This is a genomic window from Aquirufa novilacunae, from assembly GCF_045310505.1.
Lineage (GTDB): Bacteria > Bacteroidota > Bacteroidia > Cytophagales > Spirosomataceae > Aquirufa > Aquirufa novilacunae.
Map to the genome: position 1 here is coordinate 104,753 of NZ_JBEWZG010000001.1, position 13,459 is coordinate 118,211.

Sequence of the window (13,459 nt, forward strand, 5' to 3'; positions counted from 1 at the left end):
TTTATTTCTCTAGGATTTATAAAGGTAATACACCTTTCAGAATTACGTATTATCTTAGTGCCTTGAATTTTATAAGCTTACAACTATGTCTCAAAATGCTGTGATTAACCTCGATGGCCAAACGTTCGAATTACCTACTTTCGTAGGAACCGAAAATGAAAAGGCAATCGACATCGCGAAACTTCGCGATCTATCTGGATACGTAACCTACGATCCAGGTTACAAGAACACGGGTGCAACTAAAAGTGCGATTACTTTTTTAGATGGCGAGGAAGGAATTCTAAGACATTGTGGTTATAGCATCGAAGATCTAGCTGACAAGGCTAGTTTCTTAGAAGTGGCTTATCTTTTATTAAACGGCGAATTGCCTACTCAAGCGCAATTAGATGCTTTCGAAGCAGCGGTGAAAAAATACACGGTTTCTAATGAGGCTTTATTAAAGATTGCTCAGGTGATCCCTACTTCTACTCACCCGATGAGCGAATTATCTGCTCTAGTAGGATTGATGGAAGGTCAATACGACACAAAAGAGTCGAACGAAAATATTCTGCGCTTAATTGCTGCTTTGCCTATTTTCGCGGCTTGGAACTATAAAAAATCGATCGGAGAAGCTATTGTGGCTCCGGATCCGTCTTTAGACTATTGCTCTAACTTCTTAAAAATGATGTTCGCTAAACCAGGCGAGGATTACAAGGTAGACCCCATCGTTTCTAAAGCATTAAACAAATTATTGATCCTTCACGCTGATCACGAGCAAAACTGCTCTACTTCAACGGTTCGTTTGATCGGTTCTTCTCACGCGAGTATCTTCTCGAGTATTTCAGGTGGTATCCAAGCTTTATTTGGTCCATTACATGGTGGTGCGAATCAGGCGGTTATCGAAATGTTAGAGGAAATCAAGCAAGCGGGTGGAGATACGGCTAAGTTTGTGGCGATGGCGAAAGATAAGAACTCAGGCTTCCGCTTGATGGGCTTTGGTCACCGCGTTTACAAGAATTTTGATCCTCGTGCTCGTATTATCAAGAAAGCGGCGGACGATGTGTTAACTGCCTTAGGTGTAGTTGATCCAGTTTTAACAATTGCGCAAGAATTAGAAGCTGCGGCTTTAAGTGATGAGTACTTCGTGGCTCGTAAGTTATACCCGAACGTGGATTTCTATTCAGGTATCATCTACCGCGCTTTAGGTATTCCGACGGATATGTTTACGATTCTTTTCGCGATTGGTCGCCTTCCAGGTTGGATTTCTCAACATAAAGAAATGATGACAAATAAGGAGCCTATCGGTCGTCCTCGTCAAATTTACGTAGGTTCGCCTTCACGTGAATTTGTGGAAATGTCAAAGCGATAAGCGTTTAAATACGATCAGAAAGGCCTCCGGATTCGGGGGCTTTTTTGTTTTATGGGGATATTGGGCCTAGCTTTGTACCCTTATGCGAATTCTATTTTTTCTTTTATTCTGTTTTTCTGTCAGCGCTCAGGTCCAAAAAGGGCTGGCCTCTTTTTATTCGAATCGCTTGAAAGGGCATCGGACTAGCAGCGGCGAAAGATATAATCCGGCCAAATTTACAGCCGCACATCGTCATTTACCGTTTAATACCTGGGTGGAGGTGTATATGCCCAAAACGAAGAAAACAACCTTCGTTCGGATCATCGATAGGGGACCCCATAGTCGCAAACGAATTATTGATGTCTCGAGAGCTGCGGCAAAAGATTTGGGATTAATACCTTATGGATTTGCCACGGTTCGCCTTAAAAAGGTGACCGAGAAGTCCCGTATTGATTCCTTGAATGCTATGGAATCTGCAGAAATTTATGAGTTTGAACCGAAATCTGCCACGAAGGATTCGCTTTTACAAAATCCACAATAAGCGGATTCATCTGATCTTGCTTCGACCATTCTGGCTGTAAATAAAGGGACGCATGAGAGGGCAATTTGGTCGCCCATTCCTGTGCCCAAGGGATATCCGATGGGTGATTTACGACCACTTTTAGCTCGTTGGTAAGTGCTAAAATTCCCTCATTAGGTGCTTTGAACTTCTTTGGAGAGAAACAAACCCAATCCCATATTCCTGTAATTGCAGTGGCTACACCAGAAGTTTCGATGTGTGTTCTGAATCCTGCATCTTTCAAAGCTACGGTTAATGGCCCTAAATCGTGCATCAAGGGTTCGCCGCCTGTAATTACGACTAATCGACCTGGATGGGCTAAAGCCTCTTCTAGTAAGGTAGCCACGGATTTAACCGGATGCGTATCCACTGGCCAAGACTCCTTTACATCACACCAATGACAACCTACATCACAACCGCCCAAGCGAATGAAGTAGGCGGCGTGTCCTTGGTATTTACCTTCCCCTTGGATGGTATAAAAAGATTCCATCACTGGATAGGTAAATTCGGCTCTTTTTACGTCGGTTTTTATATCTTTGGGGTTGGATTGCATTTGGACTTCAATTGAATCACAAAATTAAGTCTAGAATTGTAATTTAACTAATGCATGAACCCAACAAACACAAAAAATCGCCTATTCCTCGCTTTCGGGCTTATAAGCACTTTGTGTTTACTATCTGCTTGTTGGTCAGCACGTTGTCCCTATCAAACCTGCCGCGTTAAAGTAGAGCATCGCCATGGAGTCGGTTATTATCGACCTAACGTGGCCTTTTCTTGGATGTGGACCCCTCGTTACAAGCATATTAGAGCTGACCAAACAAAAAAGAAAGCAAGATGAAACAGAAAATCGTTTTATCGGCAGCCTCGCTGAATCAATTGCCTTTGGATTGGGAAGGAAATCGTGCGCGCATTTTACAAGCGATCTCTCAGGCCTCTTCAGCTGGCGCGGCTCTCGTGTGTTTGCCGGAGTTGTGTATTTCAGGATATGGCTGTGAGGATCAGTTTTTAGCGCCTTTTACAGCGGCTAATTCCTGGGAATCACTTGAAATAATTGCTTCAGCTGTGCCAGATATGGTCGCAGTTATAGGTTTAGCCCTACCTTTTGAGGGGGAGCTTTATAATGTATCCGCTATCCTGGCGAAAGGGAAAATACAGGCTTTAATTCCTAAACAATTTTTAGCCGATGATGGTGTTCATTACGAACCACGCTGGTTTAAAGCCTGGCCTAAAGGGAAAAGAACGACTTACAAGGGAATTCCATTAGGGGATTACCGACTACATTTTGCTGGAATTACGGTAGGAATTGAAATATGTCAAGATGCCTGGGAAGGTAATAGAAGACCTGCACATGATTTAGCGCGTCGTGGCGTTTCGGTGATTTGTAATCCGACGGCGTCTCACTTTGCTTTCGGCAAAGCAGAAATTAGGAAATCTTTGGCCTTGGAAGGGGCTAAAATTATCGATGGAGCCTATGTTTTTGCTAATTTATTAGGAAACGAAGCGGGTCGAATTATTTTTGATGGAGATGCCTACATTGCTCAAGGTGGTCAAATTTTAGCGCAAACGCCTCGGTTCTCTTACCAAGATTTCACCTTGGTTTCTCAGCAATTATCTTTAGACGTTCGCGAAGATGCAGGTGAGGATGTGGTCTCTTTTGACTTTACCATTCCTGTACCTGGAGCCTATAAAAATACGGAAATTCCTGCTTGGGAAGCGTCTGCTTTGAAAAAAGAAGAAGAATTCTCCCGCGCGGTAGCCTTGGGACTATTTGATTATTTACGCAAATCCTGCTCGCAGGGTTGGGTTTTATCCCTTTCTGGTGGTGCAGATTCGTCTGCCATTGCCTCGCTTTGTGCCTTGAGTATTCAATATGCAACTCAGGAATTAGGCTGGGAAGGATTGAAACAGAAATTAAACTACATCCCCTTGACTCAGCAGGACCAGGTCATGGCGGATTTATTGACGACTATCTATCAGGGAACGGTTAATTCCTCCCAAAATACCCGGGATTCGGCTCAGCAATTAGCGGAATGGATCGGTTCGACGCATTATGTGATCGAGATCGATGGAATCGTCGAAGGTTACCGTGATTTAGTTGAAAAAGCGATTAATAGGCCTTTAACCTGGGCGCAAGATGATGTTACGCTCCAAAACGTGCAAGCCCGTGTCCGTGCCCCAAGTGCTTGGATGCTGGCCAATATTAAAAATGCCCTTTTATTAGCCACTTCGAATCGTTCTGAAGCCAGTGTAGGCTATGCAACGATGGATGGAGATACTTCTGGTTCGATTTCGCCTATTTCTGGAATTGATAAAAGTTTCATCAGGACTTGGTTGCTTTGGTTAGAAAAGCAGGGCTTTAAGGGTCTTCATTTAGTCAACAGCCTGGAGCCAAGTGCGGAATTACGGCCATTAACGGAGAAGCAGGTGGATGAGGAGGATTTAATGCCTTATCCGATTTTAAATACGATCGAGCGCTTAGTTTTTTATGATTTGTGTTCACCACACGAATGCTTAGAGAAGGTAATTGAGCAATATGGTTCGCATTTTGCTAAAGAAAAGCTCGAGGAATTCGTTCGTCGATTCTTCCGTCTATGGGCTCGAAATCAATGGAAAAGAGAGCGTTATGCGCCAGGTTTCCATGTAGATGATTATAGTTTAGATCCTAAAAGCTGGCTACGATTCCCAATCCTATCCGCAGGTCTAGAAAAAGATATATAATTAAAACACGGTATACATGTTATTAGTGGTAGACATAGGGAACACGGATATTGTGTTTGGTTTTTATGAGAATCAGACCTGGAAAGCGGTATTACGAACGCCCACCCACCAGCCTTGGAGTGCAAATGGGGTAGTGAATTGGATGAAGAAAGAGTGGGCCTTTAAAGACTTAGGAGACAACTTACCTTCTTTGGCCTTATTATCTTCTGTCGTACCTTCCATTTCACCCCAAATTCTAAAGGGTTTAAGCATCTGGTTAGGATTTATGCCGGAAGTCATGAACCCCGCCTTGTATGAATCGCTCGCCATTCAAGTGATCAGTCCTGACGAAATCGGTTCCGATTTAGTGGCGAATTCGGTTTATGCACATGAAAATTATGCTACTAACGTGCTTATCGTTGATTTTGGTACCGCCCTTACCTTTACACTGGTAAATAAATCAGGTAAAATGGAAGGCGTTTCCATTGCCCCTGGTTTAAAGACGGCGGTTAAATCACTTTTCTCTCAAACAGCTCAATTACCTGAAGTGCCACTAGAAATGCCCGAATTTAACTTGGGTACTGACACGGTTTCTGCCATTCAAGCAGGTATTTTATGGGGCTATGTGGGTATGGTAAAAGAGATGATTAGCCGGGTGAAAGAGGATAAAAAGGGGGACTTGAAAGTGGTGGCTACTGGTGGATTATCCTCTATTTTAACGCCATTAGCCTCTTATTTCGATGAGGTGAATAAATTGATTACATTAGAAGGTCTGCGTCTAATTGCAGAACGTTTAAAAGCCTAAGACGATGTTTCCAAAAGAACAAGGATACTTTTTCCCTGCCGAGTGGCACCCTCATATCGCTACTTGGATAACATTCCCGCACAATGATCATTCTTGGCAAGAAGAGAAACTAGGTCAAATGTATCCAGAATATTTTGCCCTGATCAAAGCTATCTCACAAGGTGAGCAGGTGCGAATTAATGTAAATTCGGAAGAATTGAAGGCTTTCGTGGAGAGCCAATTACCTGTATATGGAATTGATTCAGCAAAAATTGAATTTAATATCCAACCGACGAATGACGCTTGGTGCCGTGATCATGGTCCTGCTTTTCTCGTGAAAGAAGGATGCTCTGATCGCCTTTTAGTGGATTGGGAATACAATGCTTGGGGTGGGAAGTATCCGCCATTTTCGGATGATAATGCCTTGCCTCAAACGATTGCCTCCCGTTTGCAATTAGACTTTGTCTCTCCAGGAATTATCATGGAAGGCGGATCTGTGGACTTTAATGGTGCTGGTACGGTATTGACTAGTCGTTCGTGTTTGTTGAATCCGAATCGCAACCCGCACTTGACGCAGGACCAGATTGAAGCCTATTTATGTCATTATTATGGCGTTTCGCAGGTGCTTTGGGTTTCTGATGGGATAGTAGGTGACGATACGGATGGGCACATTGACGATACAGTACGATTCGTTAATGCGAATACCGTTATCGCTATGGTGGAACCAAACGAGCAGGATGAAAACCATGCCGTTTTAGCCGCTAACTTAGCTGAATTGAAGCAAATGACTTTATTGGATGGTTCCCCCTTGCAAATTGTGGAGATTCCGATGCCAGACGCTGTCGTGATTGATGGATTTAGAGCGCCAGGTTCCTATGCAAACTTTTATATCTGTAATGCCGCCGTTTTAGTGCCTATTTTCGATTGCCCTCAAGACTCGGTTGCATTAGCTATTTTACGTAAATTATTCACTGATCGACCAGTTATTGGATTGTCGGCACGCGAGATTATTTGGGGACAAGGAAGTTTCCATTGTTTGACTCAGCAAGAACCAGCTCCATGCGTTTAATTCTCTGTTTGGTCTTTTTGGGCTTATTTTCCTGTGTTCGACTTTCAGTTCCTACGGCTAATGTAGCACCTAATGCTTCAGTAGATAAAGTTGTACAGGTATTGCCAAAGAGCTTGCAGGTGCTCAATACTCAAGAAATTTTGGGGGATGAGGTTTTATTAGTCGGAGCGATCGGGATTGTAGAGGGAGATAAAATTACGCCAGTTCAAGTATTTTCCTCCTATTTAGGCAAGGTGAAGAAGGGTCAGGTGATTCGAATTGATACAATAAACCCCGTTTCTGTCCGTTTAAAGCCAGGCCAAAAAGCCAGTTTTCAACTCTCTTTCTTCGAACTGGAAGATTACCAGCCCACGAAGAAATGGTTGAACCGTTTTAATGCGGTTAGTGGAGTATTTGCATTACCCTTAGCCATTACTTCTGCAGAAAATCCGGTGGCTTGGTTTTTATGGGGTATGAAAGCCGGTTCGTTGGGATTAGATTGGATTAGCGAACTGGATTTGAAGGACTTGTTAGGTGTTTCAGAGACGCAATGGGATTATGAATCAGCCCGCTCTTCTACTCGAACTGGGAAATGGGTGGGCGGTCGGTCTCGCATCGATGACTTTGAATATGTGTACTCGATTCAAATAAAAGTAGATTAAACGTTTTGTCAGGGATTATTCGTAATTTTGTTGGCTTATTGAATAAGAATGAAGGATTTTAAATTTGTTATAGGTTTTATCTTGTGTCTGCCTTTTGCCAGTTTGGCACAAAGCGCATTTCCTATTCAGATAGGCCCTAAAAAGATATCAGCTGAGAGTTTCTTACAAGTGTACAAGCCGCTGGTAGAGTCGGATAGTATTACCAAAGAAAATCAAGCCGCTTTTTTATCGGATTACATCGATTATCAATTGAAAATTGTCGCTGCGGAGCAGGATAAATTAGCGGAACAGCCTGATTTTAAGGAGGAATATGCCAGTTTTCGGAAGGAACTTGCGACTCCGTATTTAGTTGATCTGCCTACCTTAGATATGCTGGTAAAACAGGCTTATCAGCGAATGAAGGAGGAAAAGAAGGTTAGTCAAATCTTGGTAAAATTAGGAGATAATCCTACGCCAGCGGATACACTTATCGCCTTCCAAAAAATAGATAATCTGTATCAAAAACTGAAAGCTGGTGAAGACTTCGCCACGTTAGCGACTAAATTCTCAGAAGATGAATTGTCAGCCCCTAAAGGTGGTGCATTAGGTTTTATTACCTCTTTGCAAACAGACTATGACTTTGAAAATGCGGTGTATTCGGTAGGAATAGGAGAGTACTCTAAGCCTTTTAGGACTCCGAGTGGTTACCACCTCATTAAGATTAACAACCAACGTCCTAATTCAGGAAAAATTCGCTTAGCCCATATTATTGTTTCAGCTGCAGTAGATGCTCCAGCTAGTTTGCAAGTAGAGGCTAAGAAGAAAATTGAACAAGTGGAAGCCTATTTAAAGGCCGGGGAGAGTTTCGAGTTAGTCTGCAAGAATTATTCAGAAGATCCTTATTCTAGAGGGCGTGGGGGTGAAATCAGACGCTGGTATTTTTCATCTGATCTAAGTGAGGAATTGCAAGATGCTCTATTTGGCCTAGAAAAGATAGGCGATTTGTCTAAACCTATTCGGACGAATTTAGGCTGGCAATTGTTTAAACTGGTCGATAAAAAGCCTCTTTTGACTTATGAAGATATGTCCGAGTTTATCAAACAAAAAGTGCTAACAGACGCGGATCGCCAAGGTTTAATCAGACAAGCCTTCATGAAGCGGGTGCGCATTGAGAATAAGGTGAAAGTTCAAGAGGCCGTTAAAAAGGCCGCGTTTGAAAGAATGTCGGTAGAACGCACCGGTTCAGAACCTTTCTTACAAGAAGTAATTTTTAGCGTTTTAGATAAGAACTATACGGTAGGCGATTTTTATGCACATGTGCAAGCGCAGCAAAAACGTCGAATTAAATCTTTAGGTTATCTGCCTAGCGTTTCGGAGCAATCTTATTTAGAGGAATTAATCGAGAAAGAGACTTTACAGGCCGAAGAAGCGAATTTAGAAAGTAAATATCCTGCTTTCAAGGAGCAGATGGCCGAATTCTTAGAGGGGAGTTTGTTTAGTAAAATGACGGATCGTGAGATTTTTGAAAAGTCTTTAGATTCACTAAGCCAAGCTAAATTTTACCAAGAGAACAAGGCACAATTCATGATGCCGGCACGTGTTGAAGCTAAATTAGTGGTGGCCGATACACAGAAAACGCTGAAAGAGGCTTTGGACTTATTGAAACAAAGTCCTTATCCGATGAATAAGAAATTCTCGGATATTAGCTTTGCTTTGAAAGAATCGAAATTAGAAGAGCCAGCGATGAAATTAGCGGCGGAATTGTTCTTAACGATGGCTAAGAATGTGGATTATGTCGTTGAGATTTCTGGTCATAGAGATGCCTCAGAGGCAGATTCTCTTTCAGAAGCAAGGGTAAACAAGGTGGTGGCTTATTTGAATTCCAAAGGTATTTCTTCACAGCGTATCATTCAAAAGGATGAGGCGAATCTAAAAGCGGCTTCAAAGACAGTGAAGACTAAGAATGCGCGTGTTTCTTTCCGTTTCTTCTCATCTAGTATGGAAGATGTAGTTAAGCGCTTTAATGCCTTAAAGCCGGGAAGTTTAGAGGCAAAAGAAGGCTATTTTAAAAAGGGGGTATCTTCAGTTGTGGATAGTGTTGATTGGTCTTTAGGGGTTAAATCTTATGAAGCTGCTGGTAAGTTTGCTCAGGTGGAAATAAAGAAAGTAGAACCAGAGCGAATCAGATCATTTGAAGAGGCTAGGGGATTAGTGATTAGAGCCTTGCAAGAACGTCTTGAAAAAGAGTGGGTTGCTAAATTAAAGCAACAATATCCGGTTGTCATCCATACGGCAGAATTAGAAAAAATACTGAAAAATTAATTATATGAAATTGACTCGTTGGGTTTTAGGTGTGTGCTTTGTGTTGAGTAGTTTAGCTACTCATGCACAAGAAGTAGAGAATAAAAATGTACTAGATCGCATCATTGTGAAGGTAGATAATTACTTCATTCTGAAGTCAGAGGTGGAGGGTCAATACCAGCAATACATTACAAGTGGGCAAGCAAATACGCCTAATCGTTGCCAAATTTTAGAAGGATTAGTTGTCAATAAATTGATGTTAGCGAAGGCAGAGATTGACTCCGTTATCGTTGACGACAAGCGTATCGATGCGGAACTAACTAGCCGTATGGAGCAAATGGAAGGCCAATATGGTTCTGCCAAAAACATTGTAGAGGCTTATGGGAAATCGATTGCTACCTTAAAAGAGGATTTACGTTCTTCTTTAAAAGAGCAATTGACAGGCCGTAAAATGCAAGACAAAATTACTGATGATGTCAAAATTACTCCCAAAGAAGTAGCCGCTTTTTTCAACGAAATTCCGCGCGATTCTTTACCTTATTTGCCTGCTGAAGTAGAAATTAGTCACATCATTCGCCTCGCGAAGCCGAACAAGAATCAAAAAGAAGAGTTGTACGCAAAGCTTTTGGATTTCCGAAGAAGAGTAGAAAAGGGTGAAAGTTTTGAAGATTTAGCCAAAGTACACTCAGAAGATTTAGGCTCAGGAAAACGCGGTGGAGACTTAGGATTTGCAAAGCGTGGTGCTATGGTGGCACCTTTCGAGGCCGCGGCCCTACGTTTGAAACCGAATCAACTATCTGACGTAGTTGAATCTGAATTCGGATTTCACTTAATCCAGTTATTAGAAATCAGAGGTCAAGAATACCATGCGCGCCATATTCTTTTGCGTCCTGATTACCAGAAATTAGATTTAACAGAGCCAACTAAATTCTTGGATAGCATTCGAGTATTAGTTCAACGTGATTCAACTACCTTCGAAAAAGCCGCTAAAGAATTTTCAGAGGACAAAGCCACGCAAGATGCCGGTGGAGTTCTAATGGACGCATCAAATGGAGGAAATCGTTTAGCCTATGATGGCACGATGGATCCGGCACTTTTCTTTGCCTTGGATTCGATGAAGGTGGGAACTATTTCAGCTCCCATTCCTTTCCGTACGGATGATGGACGTTCTGCAGTTCGTATTCTGTTTTTTAAAGCGAAGCATCCTCCACACTTTGCGAATTTGAAGGATGATTACCAAAAACTAGCCCAAATCACCCTATCTCGCAAAAAGAACAACGCCATCGAAAAATGGTTCATGAAGGCGAAGGATGATGTCTTTATCTTTATTGATGATGAGTATAAGGATTGTAGGATTTTGAGCTCGGAGGGGCAGGAGTAAACAATTTAAAGCATAGAGCATAAAGCACAAAGAATAAATTTGGAATAAAAAAAGGGGGCGAAATTCGATCCCTTTTTTTATAAATATGTTTCTGAAATAATCGCTGAAGGCGATTCCAACTCTATGCTTTATTCTTTGTGCTTTATTCTTTAAAATAATGAAAAATTTAAACCGCTACCGGCGCTTTAATCCCCGGATAAGGATCATATCCCTCCAGTGTGAAGTCTTCGTATTTGAAGTCTAAGATATCTTTCACGTTAGGATTGATTTTCATTGTAGGCAAAGTACGAGGAGTTCTAGTTAATTGCAGATCTACCTGTTCCATGTGATTGCTATAGAGGTGCGTGTCTCCCCCAGTCCAAATGAAATCTCCAAGTCCTAAATCGCAAACTTGTGCCATCATCATGGTTAACAAGGCATAAGAAGCGATGTTGAATGGAACTCCTAAGAATACATCGGCTGAGCGTTGGTATAATTGACAAGATAGTTTGCCGTTCGCTACGTAAAATTGAAAGAAGGCGTGGCAGGGCATTAAAGCCATTTTAGGCAAGTCAGCAACGTTCCAAGCACTTACAATGATTCGACGAGAATCTGGATTAGTTTTTAGGGTGTGAACGGCTTCTTTGATTTGGTCAATAACGACACCATTTGCACCTTCCCAGCTTCTCCACTGTTTTCCATACACGGGACCAAGGTCACCATTTGCGTCTGCCCATTCATCCCAAATGCGTACCCCATTTTCTGTTAGGTACCCAATGTTTGTTTCGCCATGTAGGAACCATAAAAGTTCGTGAATGATGGATTTTAGGTGTGTTTTTTTGGTGGTGACTAATGGAAAGCCCTCTTCTAGATTGAAGCGCATTTGGTAGCCAAAAACACTCGTTGTACCTGTTCCCGTACGGTCAGATTTAAACGTTCCGTTTTCCTTAATGTGGGTTAATAAATCTAAGTAAGCTTGCATATTAGGCTTCGAATTTTTCTCCGTTTAAAACTAAAGTATGAGTAATGGTGGCGCTAGGCTCTAATTGAGCGGTGGCGGAGCAATATTTGTCCATAGACATTTGGATGGCTTTCAAAGCTTTGTTGCCATCGATTGTACCCTTTAATTCAAATTGAATGTTGATGCTACGGAATGGAGTTTTCTCTGTTCCTTCAATCTTCTCCCGATCTCCTTGCACGCGAATTTGAAAGTCCTCCACGATTTGTCGTTGTTTCTTTAAGATTAAGATAACATCGATGGCAGTACATCCACCTAAACCCATTAATAAGAGCTCCATAGGTCTGGCGCCCGCATTGTGTCCTCCAATTCCTTCCGCCGCGTCGATGTGAACTGGAATGGGAGAGGAGCCTTTGGCCTCAAAATGAAAATCCTGATCTAGGCGATTTAATACTACTTCCATGCTATTTTAATTGATTCGATTTAATTTCTTTGGTCCATAAAACTTCGCCTTTTACATTGAATAATGTAATGGTCAATGTTCTATCTTTTAACGGGCCGGTAACGTCTATTTTAGAGAAGGCTCTTTCTTGTACCAAAGTCCCTTCCACAAGCGTCGCATTATAATCTTGCTTTACAGCATCCGCTTTACCAGCAGTCATCGGCGAAACGGTCAAATCATATAAGGGATAAGTGCCTTCCCGCTCTAATTTATTCAGGTTAGAGATGTGGCGATCACCGGTTAAAAAGAGCACGCCCGGGATTTTACGGTTCTTTAGTTCTTTTAACAAATATGTTCTCTCTGCTTCATAATTCGCCATGTTTTCGAATACTTTGGCAGGACTAATCACCTGTCCACCATTGACGATAACTTTGAAACTTGCTCTAGAGGTAGACAATTGATCTAACAACCAAGTCATTTGTTTCGCACCCCAATAATCCTTGTTTGGATCATTTAACTCGTTCGGAGCTTTATTCCAGCGGTCATCCATTAGGAAAAATTCGACGTCCGCCCACTGAAATTTACCCGTGATGCCCTCATTTGGGAATACAAAATTAGGATTACCCCAGTAGAGTTTAAACATCTCAAGCGACGTATACTTTAATGGAAATGAGCGGTCTGCGTCATTTGGGCCATAATCGTGATCATCCCAAATCGCATATTGGTGTACATTCGCTAACAAGGGCTGCATCGATTTTACTGCTCTCGCGTGGTCATTGCGATGAATCATGCCAGTTCGTGTGTAATCAGGTTCACGGTAATAGAAATTATCGCCACCCCACAGCATAAAATCAGGTTTCTTCGCATGCATGGCTGCATAAACTTCATCAGCACCGCCATATCCTCTACCTGGACGGTCAGTAGCCTCTTCATTTACATAATTGCATGTCCCGAAAATAAAGGAGAAAGCAGGTGGATCTTTTCGATATTGCCAAAGTTCCTGAGTTTGGAATTCCAAGGCATAATCAAACGCCATTTTTTTGCCATTCACGAGCACTTCGTATTCGTATTTCTTTCCCATTGAAACCTCATCTGCGATGATGCGAGCGATATAGGCCGTCGATTTCTCCGTGTGAATGGGTTCGGTTTTATGGACAGTTTTATTGCCTTTTTCCCAGTATTGAATACTCACGTCAGCGGCTTTCTCCGTTTGGACCCAAACTAAAACCTCCTTCATTTCTGAATAGCCTAACATGGGACCACTCTTGATCTGGGCCTGTAAAAACAAGGGCACAAAGAGGAATAAGGCGATAAATATTCTTTTCATGTTTGTTAGATTAGT

General features: G+C 42.1%; 12 protein-coding genes. 8 read left to right on the forward strand and 4 right to left on the reverse strand.

Annotated features, from left to right (window positions below; translation table 11 throughout):
* Positions 1 to 85 precede the first annotated feature (85 nt).
* Together V7S74_RS00475 and V7S74_RS00480 are read left to right on the forward strand one after the other, a co-directional pair.
* Complete coding sequence (locus tag V7S74_RS00475; RefSeq protein ID WP_406776810.1) at positions 86 to 1,348, forward strand: citrate synthase; 1,263 nt, start codon at positions 86 to 88, stop codon at positions 1,346 to 1,348.
* An 82-nt stretch (positions 1,349 to 1,430) separates the two neighbouring features.
* Positions 1,431 to 1,868, forward strand: coding sequence for a septal ring lytic transglycosylase RlpA family protein (locus tag V7S74_RS00480; RefSeq protein WP_406776811.1), 438 nt, complete (start codon positions 1,431 to 1,433; stop codon positions 1,866 to 1,868).
* Here the strand turns inward: V7S74_RS00480 and V7S74_RS00485 are convergent.
* Positions 1,792 to 2,439 (reverse strand): 7-carboxy-7-deazaguanine synthase QueE, encoded by a 648-nt coding sequence (locus V7S74_RS00485; RefSeq protein ID WP_406776812.1) that lies wholly within the window; start codon positions 2,437 to 2,439, stop codon positions 1,792 to 1,794. The two genes, V7S74_RS00480 and V7S74_RS00485, sit on opposite strands and share 77 nt — an antisense overlap.
* 281 nt (positions 2,440 to 2,720) lie before the next feature.
* On the opposite strand from V7S74_RS00485, the gene nadE reads away from it, so the two are divergent.
* Genes nadE through V7S74_RS00515 form a run of 6 tightly spaced genes read left to right on the forward strand, consistent with a single transcriptional unit; the run spans position 2,721 to position 10,738 of the window.
* Positions 2,721 to 4,604 carry an NAD(+) synthase gene (gene nadE, locus V7S74_RS00490; RefSeq protein ID WP_406776813.1) on the forward strand — a complete coding sequence of 628 codons (1,884 nt, stop codon included), beginning with the start codon at positions 2,721 to 2,723 and terminating at the stop codon, positions 4,602 to 4,604.
* A 16-nt stretch (positions 4,605 to 4,620) separates the two neighbouring features.
* On the forward strand, positions 4,621 to 5,388 hold the full coding sequence (locus V7S74_RS00495) for a type III pantothenate kinase (RefSeq protein ID WP_406776814.1): 768 nt from the start codon (positions 4,621 to 4,623) through the stop codon (positions 5,386 to 5,388).
* 4 nt (positions 5,389 to 5,392) lie between these two features.
* Positions 5,393 to 6,436: an agmatine deiminase family protein gene (locus V7S74_RS00500; RefSeq protein WP_406776815.1), complete on the forward strand. Its 1,044-nt coding sequence runs from the start codon at positions 5,393 to 5,395 to the stop codon at positions 6,434 to 6,436.
* On the forward strand, positions 6,427 to 7,077 hold the full coding sequence (locus V7S74_RS00505; RefSeq protein WP_406776816.1) for a hypothetical protein: 651 nt from the start codon (positions 6,427 to 6,429) through the stop codon (positions 7,075 to 7,077). The genes V7S74_RS00500 and V7S74_RS00505 overlap by 10 nt, the downstream gene beginning before the upstream one ends.
* Positions 7,078 to 7,125: 48 nt before the next feature.
* Positions 7,126 to 9,378 carry a peptidylprolyl isomerase gene (locus tag V7S74_RS00510; RefSeq protein WP_406776817.1) on the forward strand — a complete coding sequence of 751 codons (2,253 nt, stop codon included), beginning with the start codon at positions 7,126 to 7,128 and terminating at the stop codon, positions 9,376 to 9,378.
* A 4-nt stretch (positions 9,379 to 9,382) separates the two neighbouring features.
* Positions 9,383 to 10,738, forward strand: a complete 1,356-nt coding sequence (locus tag V7S74_RS00515; RefSeq protein WP_406776818.1) for a peptidylprolyl isomerase — start codon at positions 9,383 to 9,385, stop codon at positions 10,736 to 10,738.
* Positions 10,739 to 10,904: 166 nt separating this feature from the next.
* On the opposite strand, the gene V7S74_RS00520 is transcribed toward V7S74_RS00515, so the two are convergent.
* Genes V7S74_RS00520 through V7S74_RS00530 form a run of 3 tightly spaced genes read right to left on the reverse strand, consistent with a single transcriptional unit; the run spans position 10,905 to position 13,444 of the window.
* A complete protein-coding gene (locus tag V7S74_RS00520) occupies positions 10,905 to 11,699 on the reverse strand; it encodes a thymidylate synthase (protein ID WP_406776819.1) in 795 nt (264 codons plus the stop codon).
* 1 nt (position 11,700) lies between these two features.
* A complete protein-coding gene (locus tag V7S74_RS00525; protein ID WP_406776820.1) occupies positions 11,701 to 12,138 on the reverse strand; it encodes an OsmC family protein in 438 nt (145 codons plus the stop codon).
* A 1-nt stretch (position 12,139) separates the two neighbouring features.
* Positions 12,140 to 13,444, reverse strand: coding sequence for an alkaline phosphatase D family protein (locus V7S74_RS00530; RefSeq protein ID WP_406776821.1), 1,305 nt, complete (start codon positions 13,442 to 13,444; stop codon positions 12,140 to 12,142).
* Positions 13,445 to 13,459: the final 15 nt, after the last annotated feature.

Bases quoted from the DNA above. Each gene is read 5' to 3' on its own strand.
- V7S74_RS00475 (WP_406776810.1), top strand. From the start codon at position 86: ATGTCTCAAAATGCTGTGATTAACCTCGATGGCCAAACGTTCGAATTA.
- V7S74_RS00480 (WP_406776811.1), top strand. From the start codon at position 1,431: ATGCGAATTCTATTTTTTCTTTTATTCTGTTTTTCTGTCAGCGCTCAG.
- V7S74_RS00485 (WP_406776812.1), bottom strand. From the start codon at position 2,439: ATGCAATCCAACCCCAAAGATATAAAAACCGACGTAAAAAGAGCCGAA.
- nadE (WP_406776813.1), top strand. From the start codon at position 2,721: ATGAAACAGAAAATCGTTTTATCGGCAGCCTCGCTGAATCAATTGCCT.
- V7S74_RS00495 (WP_406776814.1), top strand. From the start codon at position 4,621: ATGTTATTAGTGGTAGACATAGGGAACACGGATATTGTGTTTGGTTTT.
- V7S74_RS00500 (WP_406776815.1), top strand. From the start codon at position 5,393: ATGTTTCCAAAAGAACAAGGATACTTTTTCCCTGCCGAGTGGCACCCT.
- V7S74_RS00505 (WP_406776816.1), top strand. From the start codon at position 6,427: ATGCGTTTAATTCTCTGTTTGGTCTTTTTGGGCTTATTTTCCTGTGTT.
- V7S74_RS00510 (WP_406776817.1), top strand. From the start codon at position 7,126: ATGAAGGATTTTAAATTTGTTATAGGTTTTATCTTGTGTCTGCCTTTT.
- V7S74_RS00515 (WP_406776818.1), top strand. From the start codon at position 9,383: ATGAAATTGACTCGTTGGGTTTTAGGTGTGTGCTTTGTGTTGAGTAGT.
- V7S74_RS00520 (WP_406776819.1), bottom strand. From the start codon at position 11,699: ATGCAAGCTTACTTAGATTTATTAACCCACATTAAGGAAAACGGAACG.
- V7S74_RS00525 (WP_406776820.1), bottom strand. From the start codon at position 12,138: ATGGAAGTAGTATTAAATCGCCTAGATCAGGATTTTCATTTTGAGGCC.
- V7S74_RS00530 (WP_406776821.1), bottom strand. From the start codon at position 13,444: ATGAAAAGAATATTTATCGCCTTATTCCTCTTTGTGCCCTTGTTTTTA.